Annotated in this window: 27 protein-coding genes and 1 pseudogene; 22 read left to right on the plus strand and 6 right to left on the minus strand. The window is 70.5% G+C overall.

Going from position 1 to position 25193, the window contains the following annotated elements:
* Positions 1 to 60 precede the first annotated feature (60 nt).
* The 6 genes from ACWDSJ_RS35090 to recN all read left to right on the plus strand — a co-directional run bounded on the left by ACWDSJ_RS35090 (position 61) and on the right by recN (position 4440).
* Positions 61 to 234: a hypothetical protein gene (locus tag ACWDSJ_RS35090; protein ID WP_450037085.1), complete on the plus strand. Its 174-nt coding sequence runs from the start codon at positions 61 to 63 to the stop codon at positions 232 to 234.
* Complete coding sequence (locus ACWDSJ_RS35095; RefSeq protein ID WP_387365356.1) at positions 231 to 563, plus strand: hypothetical protein; 333 nt, start codon at positions 231 to 233, stop codon at positions 561 to 563. The genes ACWDSJ_RS35090 and ACWDSJ_RS35095 overlap by 4 nt, the downstream gene beginning before the upstream one ends.
* A gap of 66 nt (positions 564 to 629) precedes the next feature.
* Positions 630 to 899, plus strand: a complete 270-nt coding sequence (locus tag ACWDSJ_RS35100; RefSeq protein WP_450037086.1) for a hypothetical protein — start codon at positions 630 to 632, stop codon at positions 897 to 899.
* A 1-nt stretch (position 900) separates the two neighbouring features.
* Positions 901 to 1713, plus strand: a complete 813-nt coding sequence (locus tag ACWDSJ_RS35105) for a TlyA family RNA methyltransferase (protein WP_450037087.1) — start codon at positions 901 to 903, stop codon at positions 1711 to 1713.
* Positions 1710 to 2681, plus strand: coding sequence for an NAD kinase (locus ACWDSJ_RS35110; protein WP_450037088.1), 972 nt, complete (start codon positions 1710 to 1712; stop codon positions 2679 to 2681). The genes ACWDSJ_RS35105 and ACWDSJ_RS35110 overlap by 4 nt, the downstream gene beginning before the upstream one ends.
* A complete protein-coding gene (gene recN / locus ACWDSJ_RS35115; RefSeq protein ID WP_450037089.1) occupies positions 2659 to 4440 on the plus strand; it encodes a DNA repair protein RecN in 1782 nt (593 codons plus the stop codon). The genes ACWDSJ_RS35110 and recN overlap by 23 nt, the downstream gene beginning before the upstream one ends.
* A 1-nt stretch (position 4441) precedes the next feature.
* On the opposite strand, the gene ACWDSJ_RS35120 is transcribed toward recN, so the two are convergent.
* Positions 4442 to 4867, minus strand: a complete 426-nt coding sequence (locus ACWDSJ_RS35120) for an SRPBCC family protein (RefSeq protein WP_450037090.1) — start codon at positions 4865 to 4867, stop codon at positions 4442 to 4444.
* 101 nt (positions 4868 to 4968) lie between these two features.
* Between ACWDSJ_RS35120 and steA the strand changes: the two genes are divergently transcribed.
* The 13 genes from steA (at position 4969) to ACWDSJ_RS35185 (ending at position 19074) form a co-directional block, all read left to right on the plus strand.
* Positions 4969 to 6180 (plus strand): putative cytokinetic ring protein SteA, encoded by a 1212-nt coding sequence (gene steA / locus ACWDSJ_RS35125; protein ID WP_450037092.1) that lies wholly within the window; start codon positions 4969 to 4971, stop codon positions 6178 to 6180.
* Positions 6181 to 6189: 9 nt separating this feature from the next.
* The gene (locus ACWDSJ_RS35130; RefSeq protein ID WP_450037093.1) at positions 6190 to 7107 is read left to right on the plus strand and encodes a copper transporter; all 918 of its coding nucleotides are present in this window, start codon (positions 6190 to 6192) and stop codon (positions 7105 to 7107) included.
* A gap of 234 nt (positions 7108 to 7341) precedes the next feature.
* Positions 7342 to 9066 carry a CTP synthase gene (locus ACWDSJ_RS35135; protein ID WP_387365333.1) on the plus strand — a complete coding sequence of 575 codons (1725 nt, stop codon included), beginning with the start codon at positions 7342 to 7344 and terminating at the stop codon, positions 9064 to 9066.
* Complete coding sequence (locus ACWDSJ_RS35140; RefSeq protein ID WP_450037095.1) at positions 9063 to 9710, plus strand: NUDIX domain-containing protein; 648 nt, start codon at positions 9063 to 9065, stop codon at positions 9708 to 9710. Before ACWDSJ_RS35135 ends, ACWDSJ_RS35140 begins: the two co-directional genes overlap by 4 nt.
* A 136-nt stretch (positions 9711 to 9846) precedes the next feature.
* Positions 9847 to 11031 (plus strand): aminotransferase class I/II-fold pyridoxal phosphate-dependent enzyme, encoded by a 1185-nt coding sequence (locus ACWDSJ_RS35145; protein WP_450037097.1) that lies wholly within the window; start codon positions 9847 to 9849, stop codon positions 11029 to 11031.
* 51 nt (positions 11032 to 11082) lie between these two features.
* Positions 11083 to 12000, plus strand: a complete 918-nt coding sequence (gene xerD, locus ACWDSJ_RS35150) for a site-specific tyrosine recombinase XerD (RefSeq protein WP_387365434.1) — start codon at positions 11083 to 11085, stop codon at positions 11998 to 12000.
* A gap of 256 nt (positions 12001 to 12256) precedes the next feature.
* Positions 12257 to 13225: a ParA family protein gene (locus ACWDSJ_RS35155; protein ID WP_387365324.1), complete on the plus strand. Its 969-nt coding sequence runs from the start codon at positions 12257 to 12259 to the stop codon at positions 13223 to 13225.
* Positions 13222 to 14088: a segregation and condensation protein A gene (locus tag ACWDSJ_RS35160; protein ID WP_450037098.1), complete on the plus strand. Its 867-nt coding sequence runs from the start codon at positions 13222 to 13224 to the stop codon at positions 14086 to 14088. The genes ACWDSJ_RS35155 and ACWDSJ_RS35160 overlap by 4 nt, the downstream gene beginning before the upstream one ends.
* Positions 14088 to 14765, plus strand: coding sequence for an SMC-Scp complex subunit ScpB (scpB, locus tag ACWDSJ_RS35165; RefSeq protein ID WP_387365320.1), 678 nt, complete (start codon positions 14088 to 14090; stop codon positions 14763 to 14765). Before ACWDSJ_RS35160 ends, scpB begins: the two co-directional genes overlap by 1 nt.
* Positions 14766 to 14774: 9 nt before the next feature.
* Entirely contained in the window at positions 14775 to 16268 is a 1494-nt protein-coding gene (locus ACWDSJ_RS35170; RefSeq protein ID WP_450037099.1) for a pseudouridine synthase, read from the plus strand.
* Between the two features lie 109 nt (positions 16269 to 16377).
* The gene (gene cmk, locus ACWDSJ_RS35175) at positions 16378 to 17076 is read left to right on the plus strand and encodes a (d)CMP kinase (RefSeq protein ID WP_387365431.1); all 699 of its coding nucleotides are present in this window, start codon (positions 16378 to 16380) and stop codon (positions 17074 to 17076) included.
* Entirely contained in the window at positions 17073 to 18488 is a 1416-nt protein-coding gene (gene der / locus ACWDSJ_RS35180; RefSeq protein ID WP_450037100.1) for a ribosome biogenesis GTPase Der, read from the plus strand. The genes cmk and der overlap by 4 nt, the downstream gene beginning before the upstream one ends.
* A gap of 34 nt (positions 18489 to 18522) precedes the next feature.
* The gene (locus ACWDSJ_RS35185) at positions 18523 to 19074 is read left to right on the plus strand and encodes a flavoprotein (RefSeq protein WP_450037101.1); all 552 of its coding nucleotides are present in this window, start codon (positions 18523 to 18525) and stop codon (positions 19072 to 19074) included.
* Between the two features lie 130 nt (positions 19075 to 19204).
* Here ACWDSJ_RS35185 and ACWDSJ_RS35190 read toward each other — a convergent pair whose 3' ends face one another.
* The 3 genes from ACWDSJ_RS35190 to ACWDSJ_RS35200 all read right to left on the minus strand — a co-directional run bounded on the left by ACWDSJ_RS35190 (position 19205) and on the right by ACWDSJ_RS35200 (position 20792).
* Positions 19205 to 19594 carry a pyridoxamine 5'-phosphate oxidase family protein gene (locus tag ACWDSJ_RS35190; RefSeq protein ID WP_450037102.1) on the minus strand — a complete coding sequence of 130 codons (390 nt, stop codon included), beginning with the start codon at positions 19592 to 19594 and terminating at the stop codon, positions 19205 to 19207.
* A gap of 177 nt (positions 19595 to 19771) precedes the next feature.
* Positions 19772 to 20629: an alpha/beta fold hydrolase gene (locus ACWDSJ_RS35195; RefSeq protein ID WP_450037103.1), complete on the minus strand. Its 858-nt coding sequence runs from the start codon at positions 20627 to 20629 to the stop codon at positions 19772 to 19774.
* A 1-nt stretch (position 20630) separates the two neighbouring features.
* Positions 20631 to 20792, minus strand: a complete 162-nt coding sequence (locus ACWDSJ_RS35200) for a hypothetical protein (RefSeq protein ID WP_387365303.1) — start codon at positions 20790 to 20792, stop codon at positions 20631 to 20633.
* Between the two features lie 17 nt (positions 20793 to 20809).
* Here ACWDSJ_RS35200 and ACWDSJ_RS35205 point away from each other — a divergent pair, with 17 nt between their 5' ends.
* Positions 20810 to 21469, plus strand: a complete 660-nt coding sequence (locus tag ACWDSJ_RS35205) for a hypothetical protein (RefSeq protein WP_450037105.1) — start codon at positions 20810 to 20812, stop codon at positions 21467 to 21469.
* A 111-nt stretch (positions 21470 to 21580) separates the two neighbouring features.
* Here the strand turns inward: ACWDSJ_RS35205 and ACWDSJ_RS35210 are convergent, their stop codons facing one another.
* Both ACWDSJ_RS35210 and ACWDSJ_RS35215 read right to left on the minus strand, forming a co-directional pair.
* Entirely contained in the window at positions 21581 to 23014 is a 1434-nt protein-coding gene (locus tag ACWDSJ_RS35210; RefSeq protein ID WP_450037107.1) for a putative bifunctional diguanylate cyclase/phosphodiesterase, read from the minus strand.
* Positions 22966 to 23862: pseudogene (locus tag ACWDSJ_RS35215) on the minus strand (PAS domain S-box protein); the annotation flags it as partial. The gene ACWDSJ_RS35210 and the pseudogene ACWDSJ_RS35215, both read right to left, overlap by 49 nt.
* Here ACWDSJ_RS35215 and ACWDSJ_RS35220 point away from each other — a divergent pair.
* Together ACWDSJ_RS35220 and ACWDSJ_RS35225 are read left to right on the plus strand one after the other, a co-directional pair.
* Positions 23831 to 24637, plus strand: coding sequence for an SAM-dependent methyltransferase (locus ACWDSJ_RS35220; protein ID WP_450037108.1), 807 nt, complete (start codon positions 23831 to 23833; stop codon positions 24635 to 24637). The pseudogene ACWDSJ_RS35215 and the gene ACWDSJ_RS35220 sit on opposite strands and share 32 nt — an antisense overlap.
* An 83-nt stretch (positions 24638 to 24720) precedes the next feature.
* Positions 24721 to 25131: a protease inhibitor I42 family protein gene (locus ACWDSJ_RS35225; protein ID WP_450037110.1), complete on the plus strand. Its 411-nt coding sequence runs from the start codon at positions 24721 to 24723 to the stop codon at positions 25129 to 25131.
* The last annotated feature ends 62 nt before the right edge of the window (positions 25132 to 25193 follow it).

Here is a 25193-nt window from a genome sequence, read left to right on the forward strand (position 1 = left end):
TGCGAGGTGAGAAATGCAATCTTCGAATATGAAAAGGGTGGGCTCGGTATGTTTTTCGCAGTGATTTCGCGTGGGGTGGTCGCATTCGCGGTGTTGCTGCTCTGCGCCGTCCTCGTGATGGTCGCGGTCGTGGCCGGGTATCCGGGCGGGAAATACGAGATACCCGCTCCCGCGGGGATTCACCCGGCCTGCTATCCGTTCGGCGACTGCGGCGCGAAGGGGGAGCGGCGATGAGCCTCTATCGCACGGAGTGGTCGATCACCAGCGACGTCACCCCCGAATGGGCCGTGCGGGTGGATCGGGTCGCGCTGCACTCCTGGCGGCTGAGCTGGCTGCCCGACCGGCTCGTCACGCGCGATCAGGCGGTGGCGGGGATGGAACTGGACGAACTGCTCAGCGAGCCCGGCGGGGTGGCCGATCCCGACCTGCTGACCCGGGCCGATCGCCGCGCGGCCCAGCTGTTCATCCGGCGCGATCACGCGGTCATCCTGCTCGCCCGCCGCTCGGCCGCCCGGCTGCGCGACGGGTCCACCGAACCCCTACCGGCCCTTGGCAATCGGTGACCCGCCGCGAAACCACGCCGGAGGAACGTGTGTTCGAATGCGAACTCCGGTAGCGTTGTCGGCACCATGACTACGCCGCATCCTCGTCCGCACACGCCCGGGCAGACGCCCGGTGTTCCGCTGCCCGGACAGCATCTGGCCGGGGCCAATCCCGCCGAGTTCGCCGATCCCGTCGCGGTGCGCGCCGAGGTCGACACCCTGCTCGCGGAACTGGCTGCGGGGGCGCGGGATTCGGATCCCGAGCAGGCGGGCGTGGACATCACGCGGCGGGCCCGCATCCTGGAACAGGCGCACGAGGTGCTGGTCCAGGCGCTGGCGACGGTGGACAAGATCTGAGGTGGCCAGGCGGGCTCGGGTGGACGCCGAACTGGTTCGCCGCGGACTGGCGCGCTCGCGGGAGCACGCGGTCGAATTGATCGGGGCGGGACGGGTGCTGATCAACGGGACGGTCGCGGCGAAACCGGCGACGGCCGTGGAGGCGGGGACGCCGCTGGTCGTGCGCGAGGAGGCCGACGAGGTCCGCTGGGCCTCGCGGGGGGCGCACAAACTGCTGGGCGCGCTCGAGGCGTTCGAGCCGCGGGGGCTGCGCGTCGCGGGCAAGCGCTGCCTGGACGCGGGCGCGTCGACGGGCGGATTCACCGATGTGCTGCTGTCGCGGGACGCGCGCGAGGTGGTCGCCGTGGACGTGGGCTACGGGCAGCTGGTGTGGCGGTTGCGCACCGACGAGCGGGTGCGGGTGCACGACCGCACCAACGTCCGCACGCTGACCGCCGAAAACATCGGCGGCCCGGTCGAATTCGTGGTCGCCGATCTGTCGTTCATCTCCCTCGGGCTGGTGCTCCCCGCGCTGGCCGCGTGTTGCGGGCCCGACGCCGACCTGTTGCCGATGGTGAAACCGCAATTCGAGGTCGGCAAGGACCGAGTAGGCTCCGGCGGTGTGGTGCGGGATCCGGCTCTGCGTGCCGAGGCCGTGCGGGATGTGGCGGCCGCGGCGGCCGAACACGGCCTGAGCACGCACGGGGTGGTGGCCAGTCCGCTGCCCGGTCCCTCGGGCAATGTCGAATACTTCCTCTGGTTGCGCACGTCCCCCGCGCCAGACTCTGATGTCGAGGAGATGGTGCGGCGCGCGGTGGAGGAGGGGCCGCGATGAGACGCGAGATTCTGCTGGTGGCCCATCCCGGGCGGGCCGAGTTGACCGAGACCGCGCAGCGGGTCGCCAAGATCTTCGCCGACGCGGGGATCTGCCTGCGGGTGCTCGAGGACGAGGCGTACAGCACGCGGCTCGACTGTGCCGCCACCGTCGTGCCCGACGGGCATCCGGTGGAGAAGGTCGACCACGGGCCGCACGCCGCGTCGGGGTGCGAGATGGTGCTGGCCCTCGGCGGGGACGGCACCTTCCTGCGCGCGGCCGAGATGGCCCGGCCCGCGCGAGTGCCCGTTCTCGGAATCAATTTGGGGCGCATCGGGTTTCTGACCGAGGCGGAGGCCGAGCACCTCGACGAGGCGCTGGCGCAGGTGGTGCGCGGGGACTACCGCATCGAACAGCGGATGACGATCGATGTCAGTGTCCGGGTCGATGATGTGGTCGTGGAACGCGGATGGGCGCTCAACGAGGCCAGCATCGAGAACGCCGCGCGCATGGGCGTGCTCGAGGTGGTGCTCGAGGTCGACGGCCGGCCGGTGTCGCAATTCGGTTGCGACGGTGTGCTGATCGCCACGCCCACCGGATCCACCGCCTACGCGTTCTCGGCGGGCGGCCCGGTGGTGTGGCCCGAACTCGAGGCGCTGCTGGTGATTCCGAGCAACGCCCACGCCCTGTTCGCGCGGCCCCTGGTGACCAGCCCCGAGTCGCTGATCGCGGTGGAGACCGTGGCGACGGGCCACGACGCGATAGTCTTCCTGGACGGCCGCCGGACCCTCGCCCTGCCGAAGGGCGGCCGGTTCGAGGCGGTCCGGGGGTCCGAACCGGTGCGGTGGGTGCGGCTGGACTCCGCGCCGTTCGCCGACCGGATGGTGCGCAAGTTCCAGTTGCCCGTGACAGGCTGGCGGGGCCGGCGGCCCGGGCGGCCGGGAGCGGGCCGAATGGAGAGCACGAGTGCTGACAGAGATCAGGATTGACGGTCTTGGCGTCATATCCACCGCCACAGCGCAATTCCACGCGGGGCTGACGTGCCTGACCGGTGAGACCGGCGCGGGCAAGACGATGGTGGTGACGAGCCTGCACCTGCTGAGCGGGGCCCGCGCCGACGCGGGGCGGGTGCGGCGCGGGGCGGCGCGCGCGGTGGTGGAGGGACGGTTCACCCTCGACGAGGTGCACGCGGGCGCCCGCGACGAGGTCGACAAGGTCCTGGAATCGGCTGGGGCGCAACGCGACGACGACGGCAGCGTGATCGCGCTGCGCACGGTGTCCGGCGACGGGCGCTCGCGCGCGCATCTGGGCGGGCGCAGCGTGCCCGCCGCGGTGCTGGGCGATTTCACCGCGCCGCTGCTGACCGTGCACGGCCAGAACGATCAGCTGCGCCTGCAACGGCCCGATCAGCAGTTGCGCGCGCTCGACCAGTTCGCGGGCGAATCCATCGCCACCCTGCTGCGCAAATACCAACTGGCCCGGCGCACCTGGTTGCAGGCGCGCGAGGAACTGCTCGAACGCACCGCGCGCAGCCGGGAATTGGCGCTCGAGGCCGACCGGCTGAAGTACTCGCTCGACGAGATCGACGCGCTCGCACCGGAACCCGGCGAGGACGAACGCATCGTCGCCGAGGTGCGGCGGCTGTCGGATCTGGACTCGCTGCGCGCGGCCGCCACCGCCGCGCACGACGCGCTGGCCGGTCCGGCCGACGCGCCCGGCGAGGGCGCGGGCGCGCTGGACCTGCTCGGCACCGCGCGGGCCCGGCTCGACGCGGCCGAGGACACCGCGCTGCGCGACCTCGCCCCGCGGCTGGGCGACGCGATCTCGGTCGTGGTGGATCTGACCACCGAGCTGAGCGCGTACCTGTCGGATCTGCCGTCGGATCCGGGCGCGCTGGACTCGCTGCTCAACCGGCAGGCCGAGCTGAAGACGCTGACCCGCAAGTACGCCCCCGACATCGACGGCGTCCTCGCGTGGGCGGACGACGCACGGCGACGGCTGGATTCGCTCGACGTGTCCGAGGAGGCCCTCGCCGGGCTCGCCCGGGAGGTGGACGCCGCCGCCGAGCAGGTGCGCGAGACCGCGAGGAAGCTGACCGCCGCCCGCACCAAGGCCGCGAAGAAACTGGCCGCTGCGGTCAGCGCGGAGCTGGCCGGATTGGCCATGGGCCGCGCCAAATTGGAGGTCGACGTCCGTCCGGTTCCCGCGAGCGCGCAGGACTCCGCGCCGATCACCATGGGCGGCAAGGACTTTCACGCCGGATCGACCGGCGTCGACGAGGTGGAGTTCCGGCTGGCCGCGCACTCCGGCGCGCAGTCGCTGCCACTGAGCAAGAGCGCCTCCGGCGGTGAGCTGTCGCGGGTGATGCTGGCGCTCGAGGTCGTGCTCGCCAGCTCCGAGCACGGCACCACCATGGTCTTCGACGAGGTCGACGCCGGGGTCGGCGGCCGGGCCGCGGTCGAGATCGGCCGCCGCCTCGCGCGGCTGGCCCGCACCCATCAGGTCATCGTCGTGACGCACCTGCCGCAGGTCGCCGCGTTTGCCGACACCCACCTCGTGGTCGACAAGGTCGACGACGGCAAGGGCGTCAACAGCGGCGTGCACGCGCTCACCAACGACGAACGCGTCAAGGAACTGGCCCGCATGCTGGCCGGTCTCGACGACACCGAGACCGGCCGCGCGCACGCGGAGGAACTGCTCGACACCGCCCGCGCGGAGAAGGACGCCGCGCGCGCGGCCGCGAGCTGACCTACTGCGCCGCGGCCTTGCGCGCCGCGCTCAGGAACGGGGAGATCAGCCCCTTGAGCACCAGTTCGGTGACGCGGGCGGGCAGCGGGATCTTGGGGTAGGACTCCATGGTGTAGGAGACCTTGGTGCCGCCGTCGGGGGTGTCGGCGAAGGTGACCGTGCCGATGTGGCTCTTGACCGGGACACCGGCGATGACCTTGTAGCGCATGAGCTCGTTGGGGACCAGTTCGATGGTCTCCTCGGTGATCCCGATGCCCGCCGCGCCGACCAGGTAGCGCGCGCCCACGCCGCTGGGGTCGGGGGAGCCGGGCTGTTTCAGGCTGATGGTGATCGGCAGATGCGGGTTGAGGCTGTCGCGCTCGGTGAACATCCGGTAGACCCGCTCGCGAGGTGCGGGAATGACGGCGTCGACGGTCGTACTGGCCATGCGAATCTCCTTCGAATCTGTGTGCCGGAGCTTATCCGGTGTGTCGCGCGGTCGGCGCGCCTCCACCACGGGTCGAGGGTTGCGGATCATTATCTGAAGTCATGAAGGTGCTGGCGCTGTTGTCGAGAAATACCGCGACGCTGCCCGGTTTGGTGGGGATCGCCCGCGCGGACCGCAACACCAGAAGGTTGCTGCAACGCGTCGGCCCCGGGGACATCGTGGTGCTCGACGAGATGGACCTGGACCGGCTGACCGCCGACCGGCTCGTCGAGGCCGGGGTGGCGGCGGTGGTCAACGCCTCGCCGTCGATGTCGGGCCGCTACCCCAATCTGGGCCCGGAAGTGCTGGTGGCCAATGGAATCCAGTTGCTGGACGCGGTCACGGCAGATGTGTTCGGAAAGATCAAGGACGGCAGCCGGATTCGCGTCGACAACGGGGTGATCTACGCCGACCGGCTCACCAAGAAGGATCCGGAGGCGCTGGTCGAGGCGATCGAGCTGACCGAGGCCACCATCGCCGAGCGCATGATCGAGGCCCGCACCGGGCTGGCCGATCACCTCGAGGCGTTCGCGGGCAACACCATCGAATTCTTCCGCACCGAGAGCGCCCTGCTCATCGACGGTCTGGGCGTGCCGCAGCTGGAACTGGCGATGCGCGGGCGGCACGTCGTGGTGGTGGCCGACGGGCCCGGCCACGACGGCGATCTGAAATCGCTCAAACCGTTCGTCAAGGAGTACGCGCCGATCCTGATCGGGGTGGGCCGCGGCGCGGACACGTTGCGGCGCATGGGATATCGGCCCGATCTGATCGTCGGCGATCCGGACGAGATCACCGCCTCGACGCTGAAATGCGGCGCGGAGGTCATCCTGCCCGCCGACACCGACGGGCACGCCCGGGGCCTCGAGCGCATCCAGGATCTCGGCATCGGCGCGACCACGTTCCCGTCCTCGGGTTCGGCCGCCGATCTGGCGTTGCTGCTGGCCGATCATCACGGGGCCGCGCTCATCGTGACCTGCGGCGCGGCGGCGTCGCTGGACGACTTCTTCGATCGCGGGCGGCGCGAGTCGACCCCGGCGACGTTCCTGACCCGGCTCAAGACCGGCGCGAAACTCATGGACGCCAAGGCCGTGGCGACGCTGTATCAGCATCGCACCTCCGGCTGGGCGGCCGCGCTGATCGTGCTGGCCGCCTTGGCCGCGCTGATCGTGGCCGTGCTCGCCTCGCATCTGGGCGCCGGGGTGCTGGACTGGGCGACCGTCACCTGGCAGCACGCGCGGATCTCGGTGCACGACCTGTTGCACGGCTCGCGCTAGGGGGTTCGAATGTTCTTGCGGCGCAACGTCTTCTCGATCGCGGCGGTGATCCTCGCGCTCGCGGCCGGGCTGGTCCTGGGCTCGCACTGGCTCGACGGGCCCGCGCCCTGGTCGGGGTGGGGCGAGCGGAACCGGGCCGAGGCGCTCGCCGCGCGCGTCGACCGGTTGACCGCCGAGGCGAACGCCGCGGACGCGTTCATCGCCGGATCGAGCGGGCGCATTCTGGGGGGCACGTTGTCCGGTCGCGGTGTGTTGCTGTTCACCACCCCCGACGCCGACCGCGGCGATGTCGACGCGGTCGCGAAGGCGCTGACCACCGCGGGCGCGTCGATCGGCGGAACGGTCGGGCTCACCGGCGCTTTCGTGGACTCGGGACAGGGCGACCGGCTGCGGACCGCGGCCACCAATCTGATCCCCGCGGGCGGGCAGCTGCGCGGTGACACCATCGATCAGGGCGGACTCGCCGGTGATCTGCTGGGCCTGGCCTTCCTCGTCGATCCGGGCAGCGGGCAGCAGCGGTCCACGCCGGAGGAACGCGCGCTCATCCTCGACACGTTGCGCGCGGGCGGCTTCGTGACCGCGGGGGACGTGCAGCCCGCGCAGCTCGCGGTCGTGGTGACCGGCGACGGGGCGGGCGGCGGCGATCAGGGGTCCATCGTTGCCCGGTTCGCCGGCGCGTTGCGCGGGCGCGGTGCGGGCGTGGTGCTGGCCGGGCGCGCGGGGTCGGCCACGGGGGCGGGGGCCATCGCTGCGGTCCGCGCGGACGGGCCCGCGGCGAACGCGGTCACCACGGTCGACAATGTGGATCGCGAAATCGGGCGGGTGACAACGGCTCTCGGGTTGAGCGAGCAATTGAACGGGGGATCCGGGCGGTACGGTACCGGGCCCGACGCCAGTTCGCTCAGCGTGATCGCCTTGCCGCGCTAGCCACGTCGATCGCGCCCGGCCTCCCTGGGCGCCAGGGCCGGTTCGCCCAGGCCCGGGGCACCCGTACCGCGCGAGGCTCCGTCGGTGTGCCTGATGGCTGCTGTGCGGTAACCGGCGACGGGTGAGGTGGCAATGGCCCGGTGGGGCGCGTGTGACGAAATCGTCTCCGGCCAGCGTCGGGCGGTCCGCGTGGCGTTCGTTCGGGTGGCGTTTCTCGTGTTAGCGTGGAGTCCCGTGGGTCAATCACGGATTCCGGCGCGCACGGCCACCAAACACATCTTCGTCTCCGGCGGCGTCGCCTCGTCCCTCGGCAAGGGACTTACCGCCTCCAGCCTCGGCCAACTGCTCACCGCGCGCGGACTGCGCGTGACGATGCAGAAGCTCGATCCGTACCTCAATGTCGATCCCGGCACCATGAATCCGTTCCAGCACGGTGAGGTGTTCGTGACCGACGACGGCGCCGAGACCGATCTCGACGTCGGCCACTACGAGCGCTTCCTCGATCGCGACCTGACGCGGGACGCGAATGTGACCACCGGACAGGTGTATTCGTCGGTGATCGCCAAGGAGCGGCGCGGGGAGTACCTCGGCGACACCGTCCAGGTGATCCCGCACATCACCGACGAGATCAAGAGCAGAGTGCTCGCGATGGCCAACCCCGACGCCGACGGGCAGACGCCGGACGTGGTGATCACCGAGATCGGCGGCACCGTGGGCGATATCGAATCCCAGCCGTTCCTCGAGGCGGCCCGCCAGATCCGGCACGAGGTCGGCCGGGAGAACGTCTTCTTCCTGCACGTCACGCTCGTGCCCTATCTCGCGCCCTCCGGTGAGCTCAAGACCAAGCCCACCCAGCATTCGGTGGCCGCGCTGCGCAATATCGGCATCCAGCCCGACGCGCTCATCCTGCGCTGCGACCGCGAGGTGCCGCAGCCGCTGAAGAACAAGATCGCGCTCATGTGCGACGTCGACGTCGACGCCTGCATCTCCACCCCCGACGCGCCCTCGATCTACGACATCCCCCGGGTGCTGCACCGCGAGGGCCTCGACGCCTACGTGGTCCGCAAGCTGGGCCTGCCCTTCCGCGACGTCGACTGGACGGTGTGGGGCGATCTGCTGGACCGGGTGCACAATCCGCGCGAGCACGTGACCGTCGCGCTGGTCGGCAAGTACGTCGACCTGCCCGACGCCTACCTGTCGGTCACCGAGGCGCTGCGCGCGGGCGGATTCGCCGCGCGCGCCAAGGTGCACATCCGGTGGGTGCAGTCCGACGAGTGCGAGACCCCCGCGGGCGCACAGCATCACCTGCGCGATGTGGACGCCGTGCTGATCCCGGGCGGCTTCGGCATCCGCGGCATCGAGGGCAAGGTCGGCGCGATCCGCTACGCCCGCACCCGCGGCATCCCGTTGCTGGGGCTGTGTCTGGGCTTACAGTGCATGGTCATCGAGGCCGCGCGCTCGGTCGGGCTCACCGACGCCAACTCCGCCGAATTCGAGCCGGACACAACGCATCCGGTGATCTCCACCATGGCCGATCAGGAACAGGTCGTGGCCGGGGAGGCCGATCTGGGCGGCACCATGCGGCTCGGCGCGTATCCGGCGGTGCTGGAGCCGGGTTCGGTGGTCGCCACCGCGTACGGCGTCACCGAGGTCTCCGAGCGGCACCGGCACCGGTACGAGGTCAACAACGCCTACCGCGACCGGATCGCCGCGAGCGGGCTGCGGTTCAGCGGCACCTCCCCGGACGGGCATCTGGTCGAATTCGTGGAACTGCCCGCGGACAAGCATCCGTATTTCGTTGCCACGCAGGCACATCCGGAGCTCAAGAGCCGACCCACCCGCCCGCACCCGCTGTTCGCCGGGCTCATCACCGCCGCCCTGAACTACAAGGCGGCCGAACGGCTTCCGGTGGAGATCCCCGAGGTCGAACTCGACGAGGCGGAGCGGGTCGCGCGGTGAGCGCCCCCGAGAACGCCCCGGGCACACACGATTTCGAGACCGTCGCCAGCCGCACCGTGTACTCGGGCGCGATCCTCGCGCTGCGGCTGGACCAGGTGCGGATGCCCGGCGGGCGGGTCGTCGAACGCGAGGTGATCGAACACCACGGCGCGGTCGCGGTGGCCGCGCTCGACGACGACGGCAATATCGTGCTGATCAACCAGTACCGCCACCCGATCGGCCGCCGCCTGCTCGAACTGCCCGCGGGCCTGCTCGACCAGCAGGGCGAGGATCCGCTCGACGCCGCCCGCCGCGAACTCGCCGAGGAGACCGGGCTGGCCGCCCGCGAGTGGTCGGTCCTGGTCGACGTCGCGCTGTCGCCCGGGTTCACCGACGAGGCGCTGCGCATCTATCTCGCCACCGGCCTGCACGAAACCGACCGGCCCGAGCCCGAATTGGAGGAGGCCGACATCGAACTCGTGCGCATGCCGCTCGACGCCGCCGTCGAGGCCGCCCTCTCCGGCGAGATCGTCAACGCGACCGCCGTCGCGGGCGTGCTGGCCCTGTCCACCGCCCGCGCCCGCGCCGTCCCGCTGCGCCCGGCCGACGCTCCGTGGCCGGGTAAGCCGACCGCGTTTTTGGACCGGAAGGCCGCCCAGGGGTAGGTAGGGATTCGCGCGGCTCCGATGCCCCGTGGCCGGTGAGCCGAGCGCGTTCCTGGACCGGGAGGCCGCCCGAAGGTACGCGGGGTCCGCGCGCGGCTCCCACGTCCGGGCGGGCGGGTGGGGTTGGGTGGGCGCTATGGACTTCTCTCGGGGTGCGCCGTATCGGATCGGGGTGGAGCCTCGGCCCACGGCGGAGGTGCTGGACGAGTTCCTCGGTGAAATGCGCGGGGAGACACCGTATATCGCGGGTTTCCCGGGGAATCTCGACTTCTCCTACAGCCGGTTCGCGGGGCTGCTCGACGTGTTCGCCACCGACGTCGGCGACCCCGACAGCACGGACAAGTCCGGGGTGGGGGTGAAGGATCTGGAGCTGGCGGTGGTCGAGTTCGTGGCGCGGCTGGCCAATGCCGATCCGGGCGGTAGCTACGGATACGTCACCGGCGGCGGGACCGAGGCCAATCTGTTCGGGCTCGACCGCGGCTGTGCGCTGCTGCCGCAGGCCCGGGTGTATTGCGGTGCGGCGACCCATTATTCGGTCCGCAAGAGCGCCCGGCTCATGCGCCGGGAACTGGTCGTCGTGGACTGCGACGCGGCGGGCCGCGTCGACACCGAGGCGCTGGGGCGCGCCTGCGCGGCCGACGCCGGACGCGGGGCGGTCGTGGTGGCGAACATCGGGACCACCATGACCGGCGCGATCGACGACGTGACGGCGATCGTCGGCGCGGCCTCGGCGGCGGGCCGGGTGTACGTACATCTCGACGCCGCGCTGAGCGGTCTCGTGCTGCCGTTCACGCCGCTGCGCGACGCGTGGGGATTCGTCCGGCCCGAGATCGGCAGTCTCACCGTGTGCCTGCACAAGGCCCTCGGCCTGCCGATGCCCGCCGCTGTCGCGCTGTGCCGCGCGGACCTGGTGCGGCCCGAGGTGACCGGGGAATACGTCGGCGCGGCGGACGCCACCCTCACCGGCTGCCGCGCCGGGGCCGCGATCGCGCTGGCCTGGCACGCCCTGGCGGCCCAGGGCCGCGCCGGTCTGGAACGCCGCGCCCGCGCCGCCCTCGCCACGGCCGAGTACGCCGAACGTCGGCTCGCCGCCGCCGGGCTGCGGGCCGCCCGCGAGCCGTGGTCGCTCACCGTCACCTTCGACCGGCCCGCCGCCTGGGTCTGCCGCAAGTACCATCTCGCCACGGTCGGCGACCGCGCCCATATCGTCACCGTGTCGCATGTGCGCCCGGAGCTGATCGACGAATTGTGCCGGGACGCCACGACATCCGTTGTGTCCGAAATCCCGCGTTTCGGCAGCAGTCGTGTCGCGCCCAACTGACATGATGTGACCGTGGATGCCGCAGGATCGCACCGGGATTCCGCGAGCGTCATGCTGGAGCGGGAGATCGCCGCCTACCTCGATCACCTCACGGTGGAACGGGGTGCGGCGCGCAATACGCTCAGCGCCTACCGGCGCGACCTCGGCCGGTATCGAGAGTTCCTGGCGCGGCGCGGAATCGACGCGCTGGCGGGGGTGAGCGAGAGCGATATCGCCGATTTCGTGATCGCGCTGCGGGCGGGCGGCGACGGCTATCCGCCGCTGGCGGCGAGTTCGGCGGCGCGGGGACTGGTCGCGGTGCGCGGCCTGCACCGGTTCGCCACCGCCGAGGGGTACACCGCGGGCGATGTCGCGCATCCGGTGAAACCGCCCACCCCGGCGCGGCGGCTGCCCAAAGCGCTGCCCTACGACCAGATCTCGCGGCTGCTCGACGCCGCGGGCGGGGCCGACGGCGGGCCGCGCGGCCTGCGCGACCGCGCGCTGCTGGAACTGCTCTATTCGACGGGGGCGCGCATCTCCGAGGTCGTCGGCCTCGACGTCGACGACATCGACACCGATGCCCGCTCGGTCGTGTTGCACGGCAAGGGCGGTAAGCAGCGCATGGTCCCCATCGGACGGCCCGCGCTCGCCGCCGTGGACGCCTACCTCGTGCGCGGGCGGCCCGAATTGGCCACGCGCGGGCGGGGAAACGCGGCGCTGTTCCTCAATCATCGCGGCGGCAGGCTCTCCCGGCAGAGCGCGTGGCAGGTGCTCCAGGACGCCGCCGAGCGCGCGGGCATCGGGGCCGCGGTCTCGCCGCACACGCTGCGACACTCCTTCGCCACACATTTGCTCGACGGCGGCGCGGATGTCCGTGTCGTGCAGGAGCTGCTGGGCCACGCGTCGGTCACCACGACCCAGATCTACACCCTCGTCACCGTCACTACCCTGCACGAGGTCTGGGCCACGGCGCATCCGCGGGCCCGCTAGGACACGACGCGCCGACGCGGTGCGGTTTCGCTATTTCTCGATGTTCGCCGGTATGCTGGCCGAGGTTTTGCGTTCCGCTCACCGCTGCGGCGCACTGATGCCACGCTCACATTGCGTGTCCGAGCCGAGGTCTTGCGCTCGGAAGCGGTAGCGTCTATGGGGGTCCAGGTGGCACCGTACGGTGTCATCTGGTTGGGAGCTGCCTCGCTGCGCTCGGCGGGGCAATTGGGCGCAGAACACTGAAGGAGCAGCGGATATGACGACAGCCGGTGCGGCCGAGGAGCCGAGAAGCGCTGCGACAGAACCGCTTTCGGGAAGGTCGGCCCCCCGCATCGAGCAGGCGGCCCAGACACTATGGGAGGCGAAGGACATCGTGGCCGACGGCACCGAGATCGGACCGACCGGTCGGCCTCTGCGTGTCATCCCCGAGCCCCCGCCCGTCTCGCACACCGGCGACGCCGTCGTCATCGCCATGTGCAATCAGAAGGGCGGCGTGGGCAAGACCACCTCCACCATCAACCTCGGCGCCGCCCTCGCCGAATACGGGCGGCGCGTGCTGCTGGTCGATCTCGATCCGCAGGGCGCGCTGTCGGCCGGGCTCGGCGTCGCGCACCACGATCTCGAACTGACCGTGCACAGCCTGCTCATCGGCAATCGCGCCACCGCGGCGGACGTGCTGCTGCACACCAAGGTCGAGGGTCTCGATCTGCTGCCCAGCAATATCGATCTGTCCGCCGCGGAGATCCAGCTCGTCAACGAGGTCGGGCGCGAGCAGACCCTGGGCCGCGCCCTGCGCCCGCTGCTCGGGCAGTACGACTACGTCCTCATCGACTGCCAGCCGTCGCTGGGCCTGCTCACCGTCAACGCGCTGGCCTGCGCCGACGGCGTCATCATTCCGATGGAGTGCGAGTACTTCTCGCTGCGCGGACTGGCCCTGCTCACCGACACCGTGGACAAGGTGCGGGACCGGCTGAACCAGCGCCTGACCCTGTACGGCATCGTGGGCACCATGTTCGATGCGCGTTTACTGCACTCGCGGCAGGTGATGGCACGGGTGGTCGAGGTGTTCGGAGACCTGGTCTACGACACCGTGATCGCCCGCACGGTCCGGTTCCCCGACGCCAGCGTCGCGGGTGAGCCGATCACCACCTGGGCGCCGAAATCCAGTGGCGCCGAAGCCTATCGCGCGATGGCACGGGAAGTCATTCACCGGTCGGGCCGGTGAGCGACAGAACCACCTCAGCGGACGCGGATTCACCGGCTTCGAACACCTTTCATCTGCGACTGGCCAATTTCGAGGGCCCGTTCGATCTGCTGCTCCAACTGATCAGCCAGCGCCGCCTGGACGTCACCGAGGTGGCCCTGCATCAGGTCACCGACGAATTCATCGCCTACACCAAGGCGCTGACCGCGAGCCTGGACCACGACGCCGGGCTGCGCGCGGACAAGATCCTGGATCAGACCACCGAATTCCTCGTGGTCGCCGCCACCCTGCTCGATCTCAAGGCCGCGCGGTTGCTGCCCGCGGGTGAGGTCACCGACGAAGAGGATCTGGCGCTGCTCGAGGCGCGCGACCTGCTGTTCGCGCGGCTGCTGCAATATCGGGCGTTCAAGCAGGTGGCCGAGTTGCTGGGGGAACTCGAGCAGGCCGCCCTGCGGCGCTATCCGCGGGCGGTGTCGCTGGAGGAGCGCTACCTGGACCTGCTGCCGGAGGTTACCCTGGGGGTCGACGCCGCCGGGTTCGCCGAGGTGGCCGCGGCGGCGTTCCGGCCCCGCCCGGCGCCGAAGGTGGGGTTGGACCACCTGCACTCACACGCCATCTCGGTGGCCGAGCAGGCCGCGCTCGTGCTGGAGATGCTCAAGAGCCGCGGCGCGGGCGGCTGGACCACCTTCCGCGAGATCTGCGTCGACTGCGCGGTGCCGATCGAGATCGTGGCCCGCTTCCTGGCGTTGCTGGAGCTGTATCGGGGTAAGACGATCGAGTTCGACCAGCCCGACCCGCTCGGGCCGCTGGCGGTCAGCTGGCTCGGCGACGCGGCGGGTGAAAACCCAACGCCCACAATCACTATCGAAGAGGACTACGGCTGATGACGGTGGGGACCGGAGTGGAGGGCGCGGACGAGGCGGCCGAGGTCGCCGAGCGGCTCGACGACGCGCGGTTGCGGTCGGCGCTCGAGGCGATGCTGCTCGTGGTCGACGCGCCCGCGCCCGCGGGGCAGCTGGCGGCGGCGCTCGACGACAGCGTGGAACGGGTGGAACGGACGTTGCGCGAGATGTCGGCGGAGCTGTCCGCGCGCGACAGTGGTGTAGATCTCAGATTCGTGGGCGACGGGTGGCGTTTCTATACCCGGACCGCGTACGCGCCGTATGTCGAGCGCATGCTGCTGGACGGTTCGCGGTCCAAACTGACCCGGGCCGCTTTGGAGACTCTGGCGGTGATCGCCTATCGTCAACCGGTTACGCGAGCACGGGTGAGTGCCGTGCGCGGGGTGAACGTCGACGGCGTCATCCGGACCCTGGTGGCCCGCGGCCTCATCGCCGAGTCCGGAACCGATCCGGAGACCAACGGCACCCAGTACGTCACCACCGAGCTGTTCCTGGAACGCATCGGGCTCGCGTCACTGGCGGACCTCCCGCCGCTGGCGCCCCTACTCCCGGGCGTCGACCTGATCGACGAGATCAACGAGAGCCTGGACACCGATCCCCGGTACACCAGGCTGAAAAAACCCGCCGAGTCGGATATCGACCTCGGCGCCGAGGATTGACAGGACCACGTGAATACACCCGCTCGCCGAGATGGCACACCGGATCGTAGAAAACGTCGGACCGATTCGCCGCAGGGCGGATCGGCCAGTGGGCGCGGCGGAGACCGCGGCCGGGGGGATCGAGGGGGTTACGGGGGTTCCGACCGCGGATCCCGCGGCGGCCGAGGCGGTTTCGAGCGCGAGGAGCGCGGCGGATACGGCCGCGACGCGCGCGGGAACCGAGGCGGTTTCGATCGACCGGAGCGCGGCGGCGCCGGGCGCGGGGGCTACGGCCGTGACGAGCGAGGACGCGGCGGATTCGACCGCGACACGCGCGGCGGCCGGGGCCGATTCGACCGCGACGACCGGGCCAACTCCGGCCGCGGCGGATTCGACCGCGACGAGCGGACGGGTTACGGCCGGAGCGGGTTCGACCGCGACGAGCGGACGGGCTACGGCCGGGGTGGCGCCGAGCGTGGGCGCGGTGGGTTCGATCGGGACGATCGGGGCGGATTCGACCGTGGCCGTGGGGGTTTCGAGCGGTCGGGTGGCGGCCGGGCGGGGCAGGAGCGCGGATTCGGTTCGGCGCGTGGGGGTTCCGCGCCGGACCGTATGGGCGGGCGTGGGGACGGCCGGTCGAGCGGCGGTGGACGGCCGCCGACCTCGAAGCCCGCGTCGAGCCGCAAACCGCAGCGGCAGCGGCGCGAACAGACCGTGCTCAGCTTCGCGAAACCGGCGCGGCACCAGAACGTCGAACCCGAGGAGACCGGCCCGAAGAAGCTGCCCTGGGGCGAGGGCGAGCGCTTGCAGAAGGTGCTCGCCAAGGCCGGGGTCGCCTCGCGCCGCGCCGCCGAGGAACTCATCGACCAGGGCCGCGTGGAGGTCGACGGCGTCGTCGTGCGCGAACAGGGCCTGCGCATCGACCCGAACACCGCGGTCGTGCGCGTGGACGGCGTGCGCGTGGTGGTCCGCGACGAACAGGTCTACCTGGCGCTGAACAAGCCCAAGGGCTACCAGTCGACCATGTCCGACGAACTCGGCCGCCCGTGCGTCGGCGACATCGTGGCCGAACGAGTGATGGCCGGGCAGCGGCTGTTCCACGTCGGCCGCCTCGACGCCGAGACCGAGGGCCTGCTGCTCATCACCAACGACGGCGATCTGGCCCACCGGCTCATGCACCCCTCCTTCGAGGTGTCCAAGACCTATCTGGCGACCGTGCACGGCGAGGTCAAGCGCGAGATCGGCAAGCGGCTGCGCGACGGCGTGGAACTCGACGACGGCCCCGCGAAGGTCGACCGGTTCCAGGTGCTCGACCTCGGCGAGGGCCGCTCCCTGGTGAAACTCGTGCTGCACGAGGGCCGCAAGCACATCGTGCGCCGGTTGCTGGCCGCGGTCGGCCACCCGGTGATCGGGCTGGTGCGCACCAATATCGGCCCGGTGGCGCTCGGCGATCAGCGACCGGGCAGCATGCGGGTGCTGGGCCGGGACGAGATCGGGAAGCTTTACGAGGCGGTGTCGTTGTGACAGAGCGGCTGGACAGGGTTATCGGAGACTTCGACGAGGCGGTGGCGCGGTGAACGGTGTGGGGATGCCGGTACGGAACGTTCGAGGAGGCGGCGTGGACGCTGCGCAGATGTCCGGGTCGACGCCGCTGGTCGTCGCCATGGACGGCCCGTCGGGTACCGGCAAGTCGAGCGTCTCGCGTCGCCTGGCGACCCGGCTCGCGGCCCGCTACCTCGACACCGGCGCGATGTACCGGGTGGCGACGCTGCGCGTGCTGCGGGTCGGCGCGGATCTGACCGATCCGGCCGCGATCGCGGTAGCGGTCAAGGATCTGCCGCTGACCATCGGCACCGATCCCAGCCGCGAGCTGATCGAGCTCGACGGCGAGGACGTCTCCGCCGAGATCCGCGGCAATGCCGTCACCAAGGCGGTGTCGGCGGTGTCTGCGGTCCCCGAGGTGCGCGAGCAGCTCGTCGCGACGCAGCGCGAGATCACCGCGGGCGCGGGCCGGATCGTGGTCGAGGGCCGCGACATCGGCACGGTCGTGCTGCCCGACGCCGACGCCAAGATCTATCTGACGGCCTCGGCCGAGGCCCGCGCGCATCGGCGCAATCAGCAGAACATCGCCGAGGGCCGCGGCGACGACTACGCGGCCGTGCTGGCCGATGTGCAGCGCCGCGACACGCTGGACTCCACCCGCGTGGTGTCCCCGCTGCGGCCCGCCGCGGACGCCGTGCTGGTCGACACCAGCGAACTGACCATGGACGAGGTCATCGACGAGCTGTATCGCGTTGTGCGCGAAGCGATTTCGACGGGAGGCGGCCGATGACCCAGGACACCTTCGCCGGGGACGGCATCTGGAGCGACGAAACCGATTGGGAGATCGCCGATCTCGCCGACGACGCGGACGCCGACGACCACGTCGCCATGCCGACCCTGGCCGTCGTCGGCCGCCCGAACGTCGGCAAATCCACGCTGGTGAACCGGATCCTGGGCCGCCGGGAGGCCGTGGTCGAGGACATTCCCGGCGTCACCCGCGACCGCGTCTCCTACGAGGCGAGCTGGGCCGGGCGGCGGTTCCTGGTGCAGGACACCGGCGGCTGGGAACCCGACGCCAAGGGACTGCAACAGGCCGTCGCCCGGCAGGCCGAGCTGGCCATGCGGACCGCGGACGCGATCCTGCTGGTCGTGGACGTCACGGTCGGCGCGACCGCCACCGACGAGGCGGCCGCGAAGACGTTGCGCCGCTCCAAGACCCCGGTCATCCTGGTCGCCAACAAGGTCGACGGCGAGAAGCTCGAGGCGGAGGCGGCCACGCTGTGGTCGCTGGGGCTGGGCGAGCCGCGCCTGGTCAGCGCCGCGCACGGCCGCGGCACCGGCGATCTGCTCGACGACGTGCTCCAGGTGCTGCCCGAGACCCCGCGCGAGGGCGGCGGCGTGGGCGGCGGTCCGCGCCGGGTCGCGCTGGTCGGCAAGCCGAACGTCGGCAAGTCGAGCCTGCTCAACAAGCTGTCCGGCGACGAGCGCTCGGTGGTGCACGACGTCGCGGGCACCACCGTCGACCCGGTCGACTCGCTGGTCGAATTGGGCGGGCGCACATGGCGTTTCGTCGACACCGCCGGATTGCGCCGCAAGGTCGCCAATGCCAGCGGCACCGAGTTCTACGCCTCGCTGCGCACCAAATCCGCCATCGAGGCCGCCGAGGTCGCGGTCATGCTCATCGACGCGTCCCAGCCCATCACCGAGCAGGACCTGCGCGTCATCAGCATGGTCGCCGACACCGGCCGCGCCCTGGTCCTGGCCTTCAACAAATGGGATCTGGTCGACGAGGACCGCCGCGAACAACTCGAGCGCGAGATCGACCGCGAACTGGTCCAGGTCCGCTGGGCGCAGCGCGTCAACATCTCCGCGCACACCGGCCGCGCGGTCCAAAAGCTCGTTCCCGCAATGGAAACCGCGCTCGACTCGTGGGACAAGCGCATCCCCACCGGCCGATTGAACACCTGGCTCAAGGAAGTGGTGGCCGCCACCCCGCCGCCCATGCGCGGCGGTCGGCTGCCCCGGGTCCTGTTCGCCACCCAGGCGGCGACCCGGCCACCGACATTCGTGCTGTTCACCACGGGCTTCCTGGAGGCCGGGTATCGGCGATTCCTGGAACGCCGGTTGCGCGAGGAGTTCGGATTCGAGGGTTCGCCCATCCGAATCTCGGTGCGGGTCAGGGAGAAACGCGAACGGAAGTAGGCCGACGGCCCCGGCGGTCTGCGATCATGGGCGGATGAACGAGCACGGAGCGCCGGTGCTGTACGCCATTGTCACCGGATCGCCGATCGCCGGGGATGTGGGGACGCTGGTCGATCTCGCGCGGGGCGACGGGTGGGACGTGTGCGTGGTGGCGTCGCCGTACGGGCGGCGGTTCATCGATGTGGCCGCACTCGAGGCGCGGACCGGGCATCCGGTGCGCAGCGAGTACAAGATGCCGGGGACGCCGGATGTGCTGCCGCCGCCGGATGCCATGGCGGCGGCGCCGCTGACGTGTAATTCGTTGGCCAAGTGGGCCGTCGGGATCTCGGACACGTTGCCGTTGGGGTTGCTCGTGGAGGGGGTGGGGATGCGGGTGCCGATCGTGGCGGTGCCCGCGTCCAACCGGGCGCAGATCGGATTTCCGCCGCTGCGGGCGGCCGTGCGGAATCTGGGGGAGTGGGGTGTGACGGTGCTGGGGGAGGAGGTGTATCCGCAGCCCGAGCCGCGTGTCGGCGGGCATCGGCATTTGTTCCCGTGGGCGGAGGTCTGGCGGGCCGTGCTCGAACATCCTTGGCGCACAGTGTGATTCGAGTCGGGGGGCGTCGCTCTCGTGCTATTTTTCAGTGCCCTACTTTCATATGCGCATCCAAACATTGGAAGCCGACGTGTCATAAGCGAGAACGTCGCCCCAAAGAAAAGCAGAGAGGGAAGGGGCCTCAGTCCGTGCGCGGATCGTCCGGGGCGCGGTATTCGATGCCGGTGATGATCTGCGGGCGGATGCGGAAGACGCGGTCGTCGGGTCCGGAGATGCCGGGCGGGAACAGGTTTCGGTAGCGGGCGGTGTCGTGCGGGGAGGTGACCGCGTCGGCGGTGCCGGTGACGGTCACGTACCAGCCGAGGCCGGTGCCGGGATCGATGAGGTCGGCCTCGTAGGTGAGGACCTGGGTGTCCCGGGTGGGCAGGGCGCCGTCGCCGCCGCGGACGATGAGACGGTCGCCGTCGACGATGTGGTCGGCGGGGCTGATGGCGGGTAAGGCGTAGCGGGAGAACACGATTCGGCCCAGTCCGGTGCTGGCGAGCAACCGGAGGGCCGTGGCGTCCGGCAAGGGGAGTCGAACGGGTCGGCGGCTCACGGCGCCGCGGCGCCGTTCCGGGCGGAAGGCGACGACCCGACGAATGCCATGGTTCCTCCCGGAGCTCGGTGGGCGATGCGGGTGCGATAAGGGTATCGACGCCGGTAGGGCGGCGGGAAGGTGATCCAGCCGTCTTGACCGGTACGCCGGTCAGCGCAGGAACGTGAGCAGCGCGTCCGCGAGCGCCTCGGGCGCCTCCTCGGCCATGTGATGTCCGGAGTCGATGCCGTGCCCGCGCACGTCGTCGGCCCAGCCCCGCCAGATGCGCAGCGGGTCGCCGTAGAGCTGTTCCAGATCGTCACGCAGCGACCAGAGAATCAAAGTGGGACACCGCAATCGGCGTCCGGTGCGATGGTCGGCGCGTTCGTGGTCGGCGTCGAGGAAAATTCCAGCGCGGTAGTCCTCGAGCATGGCGCGGACCACGTCGGGATTCCTTGTGGCGGCGCGGAATTCGGCGTAGTTCTCGGCGCCCATGGTGTCGGGGTCGCCGCGATACCAGGCGTCCGGATCGGCGGTGATTACCCGTTCCGGAGTCTCGGGCTGGGCGAAGAAGAACCAGTGCCACCAGCGGGTGGCGAAATCGGTGCTGATGCGGGCGAGATGTTCGCTGATGGGCAGGCAGTCCATGAGCGCGACGCGGGAGACGAGATCGGGGTGGTCGAGCGCGAGCCGCAGGGCGACGTAACTGCCGCGGTCGTGTCCGGCGAGCGCGAAGCGGGTGTGTCCGAGGGTGTGCATGACCGCCGCCATGTCCGCGGCCATCGCCCGTTTCGTATATCCGGCGTGGTCGGCGGTGAACGCGGGCCCGCGGGACTGCCCGTAGCCGCGCAGGTCGGGGCAGACCACGGTGTATCCGCGCGAAACCAGTTGCGGCGCAACGCGGTGCCAGGTGGCCGAGGTGCGCGGGTGGCCGTGCAGCAGCAGGATCGCGGGGCCGTCGCCGCCGTGGCGGACGAAGATGTCGGATTCGGCGAGGCGCACCCGTTCGGTGGCGAAGTCCTCGAACATCTCAGGCGGACGGTTCGCTCGGTTCGTCGAGCCGGGCGCGTAACCGTTCGCGGACCTGTTCGGGGGTGTACGCCTGGCGTTTGCGTTGGTCCCACACGATGACGACCCCGGTCGCCGCGACGCCTGCCGCCCCGGCCAGGCCCAATATCTTCCACCAGCGCATGCCCCTAGGCTAGACGGGTGCCACGGGAAGCGCCCTCGAGTATCGGTCTGGACGAAGCGGTGGAGCTGACGCGGACGGGGGATCTGTGGTTGTTCCGCGGACATTCCACCGCCGATCGCGCGATCCGCGGGCTGACCAACAGTCCGGTCAATCACGTCGGGATGGCGGTCGTCGTCGACGATCTGCCCGCGCTCATGTGGCACGCCGAACTCGGGCGCACCCTGCCGGACATGTGGTCGGGCACCAATCATCGTGGCGCGCAACTGCACGATCTGCGGGCGGCGGTGCTGCGCTGGACGCGCGAGTACGGGCAGCAGGCGTGGTTGCGGCAGCTGGATCGGCCGGTGACGCGGGCGATGGAGGACGCGGCGCTGCGGACGGTCGCGCGGCTGGACGGGATGCCGTTCCCGTCGACGAGCGCGCTGGCGGGTCGCTGGTTCCTGGGCCGGGTGCCGGTGCCGCGTCGGCCGCGGCGGGGCGATCTCGGGCTGGAGAACGCGTATTGCGCGGAGATCGTGGCGATGACGTATCAGTCGATGGGCCTGCTGCCGAGCGAGCGCCCGAATCGCTATGACCCGGGCAGCTTTTGGAGCGGCGACCATCTGCGCTTGGCCGAGGGGTACGGCCTCGGCGGGGAGATCGCGGTGACCGTTCCCGACGACAGCGGCGCCCGGTGACCGTGCGCCCGGCGGCGGCTCACGCGCCGAACAGCCGCTCGAACAGGCGTTCCCCCTCGAGCAGGAGTAGGAACAGGTCGTAGTAAACCGTGAGCATAGTGATCAAGTGTCCTACTCCCGGCCCGGATTTGTCGCGGGACCGATGTCGGCGAGCAGATCGGTGAGCCGATCGGCGGCCATGGGGTGATGGAAGTGCCAGCCCTGGGCGGTGTCGCAGCCGAGACCGAGCAGGCGATCGGCCTGATGCGGGGTCTCCACGCATTCGGCGGTGACGGTCAGGCCGAGGGCGTGGCTGAGGTCGACGATGGTCTCGAGCACCAGCAGGTCCCCGCGGTCCGCGCTCGACGAGGCGCGGATGCGGTGAATGAACTGTCCGGCCAGTTTCACCACGTGCAGCGGTAGCTGGCCGAGGTAGGCGAGGTTCGAGTAGCCGGTGCCGAAGTCGTCGATGGCGATGCGCACCCCGGCGTCGGCGAGATCCCGCAACGCCTGTAACGGGCGTCCGCTGGTGTGCATGAACGCGCTCTCGGTGAGTTCGAGTTGCAGTTGCTCGGGCGCGATTCCGGTGTCGCACATGATCGTCTGCACCCGGCCGAGCCAGGCGGGATCGGCGACCTCGGCGGCGGAGACGTTGACGCTGACGACCGGTGTCCGGTCGCCGAACTTGTCGTACCAGCCGCGGCCGTCGCGGCACGCCTGTTCGAGCACCATGGTGCCGAGCGCGGCGATGTGTCCGGCGTCCTCGGCCAGATCGATGAACCGAGTAGGGGTCAGCACGCCCAGCTCCGGATGTCGCCACCGCACCAGGGCTTCCACCGCGACGGGCAGTTCGTCGGCGAGGCTGACGATGGGCTGGTAGTCGAGGAAGAACTCGCCCCGGGTGACCGCGGCGGGCAGGGCGGCGGTCAGTTCGGCGCGGGTGTGCTCGCGGCGGCGGCGGTCCGGATCGAACACCGCGAAGCGGCCGCGGCCGCCGGTCTTGGCCCAGTACATGGTCGTGTCGGCGGCCTGGAGCAGGGTGTCGGTGGTGTCGTAGCCGGGTTGTTCGGTCATCACGCCGATGCTCGCGGTCACGGTGAGGCGGTGGCCGCGGATCTCGAACGGTTCGGCGAAGGCGGCGAGCACCGTGCGGGCCAGGGCGGCCAGTTCCGCGGTGCCGGTGGTCGCGGGCACCAGGATGACGAATTCGTCGCCGCCCATGCGGGCCACCAGCCGGTCGGGTTCGCGCACGCAGTCGCGCAGCCGGTTCGCGGCCCGCACGAGCAGTTCGTCGCCGAGGGCGTGGCCGAAGGTGTCGTTGACGGTCTTGAAATGGTCGAGGTCGATGTAGCACAGGCCGATTCGGCCCGCGGGTCGGCGAAGGCGCTGTGCAGCGCGTCGAAGAAGCGGGAGCGGTTGGCCAGTCCGGTCAGCGGGTCGTGGTGGGCGCGGTAGTTCAGGCGTTCGCGCAGGGCGCGCTGTTCGGAGATGTCCTCGACGAGGATGAGGGTGTACTGCGGGGCGCCGTGTTCGTCGCGGATGAGCGAGACGTTGATGTTGGTCCACACGGTGTGGCCGTCGCGGTGCAGGTACGCCTTCTCCAGTTGGACGTTGTCCTGCTCGCCGCCGATCAGGCCGCCGTAGCGGTTCCACATGTCGGGCGGGTCGTCGGGGTGGGTGAGGTCGGTGACGGCGAGGGCGCACATCTGCTCGGGGGTGTAGCCGAGCATGCGCGCGAAGGCGGCGTTCACCTCGATGATGCGTCCGGTCATATCGGACAGGCCGGTGCCGATTCCGGCCTGCGCGAACACCGCTCGCAGCCGGGCCTCGCTGGCGCGCAGCCGATCCTCCACCAGGCGGCGCGCGGCGATGTCGGCGCGGCGCACGCTCTCCTGTTCGGCCAGCAGCCAGGCCCGGAACGCGCGCAGGTAGCCCGCCGCGAACGAACCGAGCAGTTCGGCCGAATGTGTCCGGGGCACACCGGTTTCGGCGAACCAGTCGCTGAGCACGGTGACGCTGCGGCCGAGCACCTCGTCGCCCACGAAGTGCGCCGCCGCGAGTGCCGCGCCGACCTCGGCCACCCGGGCGGTGCCGCCGGTGGCCGCGGCCACGAGCAGATCGGCGGCCAGCCCCGTCAGCAGGTGTCGCACCTCGGCCGCGCTGAGCGGAACCACGTGATCGCGTGTCCCGCCGCCGAGCGCGGCCGCCCACCGCTCGGCCAGTTCGGCGTGCGGGCCGTCGATTTCGGACCCATCCCACGCCATGACGATGCATCGTAGCCCGATGATCGCGGATGTGTGAACGGCAAACATTTCGAAAGTTCCTCGAATACGATTGCGATGCTTCGCCTTCCGGGCGGGCGAATCGCGCAGAGAGGTTCTCATGACCAGACCGAGTTGGGCGCCGGAGGGCATCGACCTGGACCGTCCCAGCGCCTCCCGGGTTTACGACTATTTCGTCGGCGGGATGCACAATTTCGAGATCGATCGGATGCTCGCCCGTCAGATCGAGCAGTTCACCCCCGATGTGGCCGAGACCATGCGCGCCAACCGGGATCTGTTGCGGCGCTGCGTGCGGTTCCTGGTGGACGCGGGTATCGATCAGTTCCTCGATCTCGGTTCGGGCATACCGACCGTCGGGAATGTGCACGAGGTGGCGCAGTCGCGCAACCCGGAATCCAAAGTGGTGTATGTGGATATCGATCCGGTGGCCGTCGCGCACAGTCGGGCGATTCTGGACGGAAACGACAACGCGATCGTGGTGCAGGCGGATGTGGCCGAGCCCGAGGCGATTCTGGCCGATCCCGCGGTGACGGGGTTGCTGGATTTGAACCGACCGGTCGCTGTTTTGTTGCTGGGCGTCCTGCATTTCGTTCCCGACGAGGCGGATCCGGGCGCGGGCGTGCGGCGGTTGCAGGAGCGGGTGGTGTCGGGCAGCTATCTGGCGATCACGCACGCCACCTCCGACGGGCAGCCCGCCGAGGTGCTCGAGGCGCAGAAGCTGTCGGGGCGCACCTCGACCGAGATCGTGTTGCGGAGCAAGGACGAGATCGCCGCCTACTTCCACGACTGGCCGCTGATCGAACCCGGGTTGGTGCCGTTGCCGTTGTGGCGCCCGGAGAATCCCGGCGACGTCGGCGAGCGGCCCGAAGCCTCCGGCGCGTACGGCGGGGTGGCCCGGAAGCCGTGAATCCCGCTGCGCGGCACGGCGACGCCGGTAAGGTGTGGGCGCCCGTAACTCTTGAAAGGATTGTGGTGCGTACACCTCTACTGATGATCGCCTTCGGCGCCGCCCTGGCCGCCGGTGCGACGACCGCCGCCGCGGCGGGACCCGTGCCGACCCTCGCGTCGCCGATCTCGGAGCCGATCCTCGTCGGCACCGATGGGGACGGTCAGTCCCAGGCGCTGACCGTCGGGCAGGAGCTCGCGGTCGCGCTGCCGGACAACCCGTCCACCGGCTACCAGTGGCAGCTGCGCGAGGTCGACCAGAACGTGCTGGCGCAGGAGGGTGACCCGCAGTTCCGTCCCGGTGCCAACCCGATGCCCGGCTCGCCCGGCACCGTGGTGTGGACCTTCACGGCCGCTTCCCCTGGTACGACGAAGCTGACGTTGGTGTCGGTGCGGCCGTGGGAGCAGGGTGCGGCTCCGGCGCAGCAGTTCTCGTTGAATGTGACCGTGCGCTGATCTCGTTCGTGTCGGCCGGACCCCTCGCCTGTCTTCGGGTGGGGGGTTCGGTTGGTTTCGGG

The organism is Nocardia sp. NPDC003482, assembly GCF_053588115.1.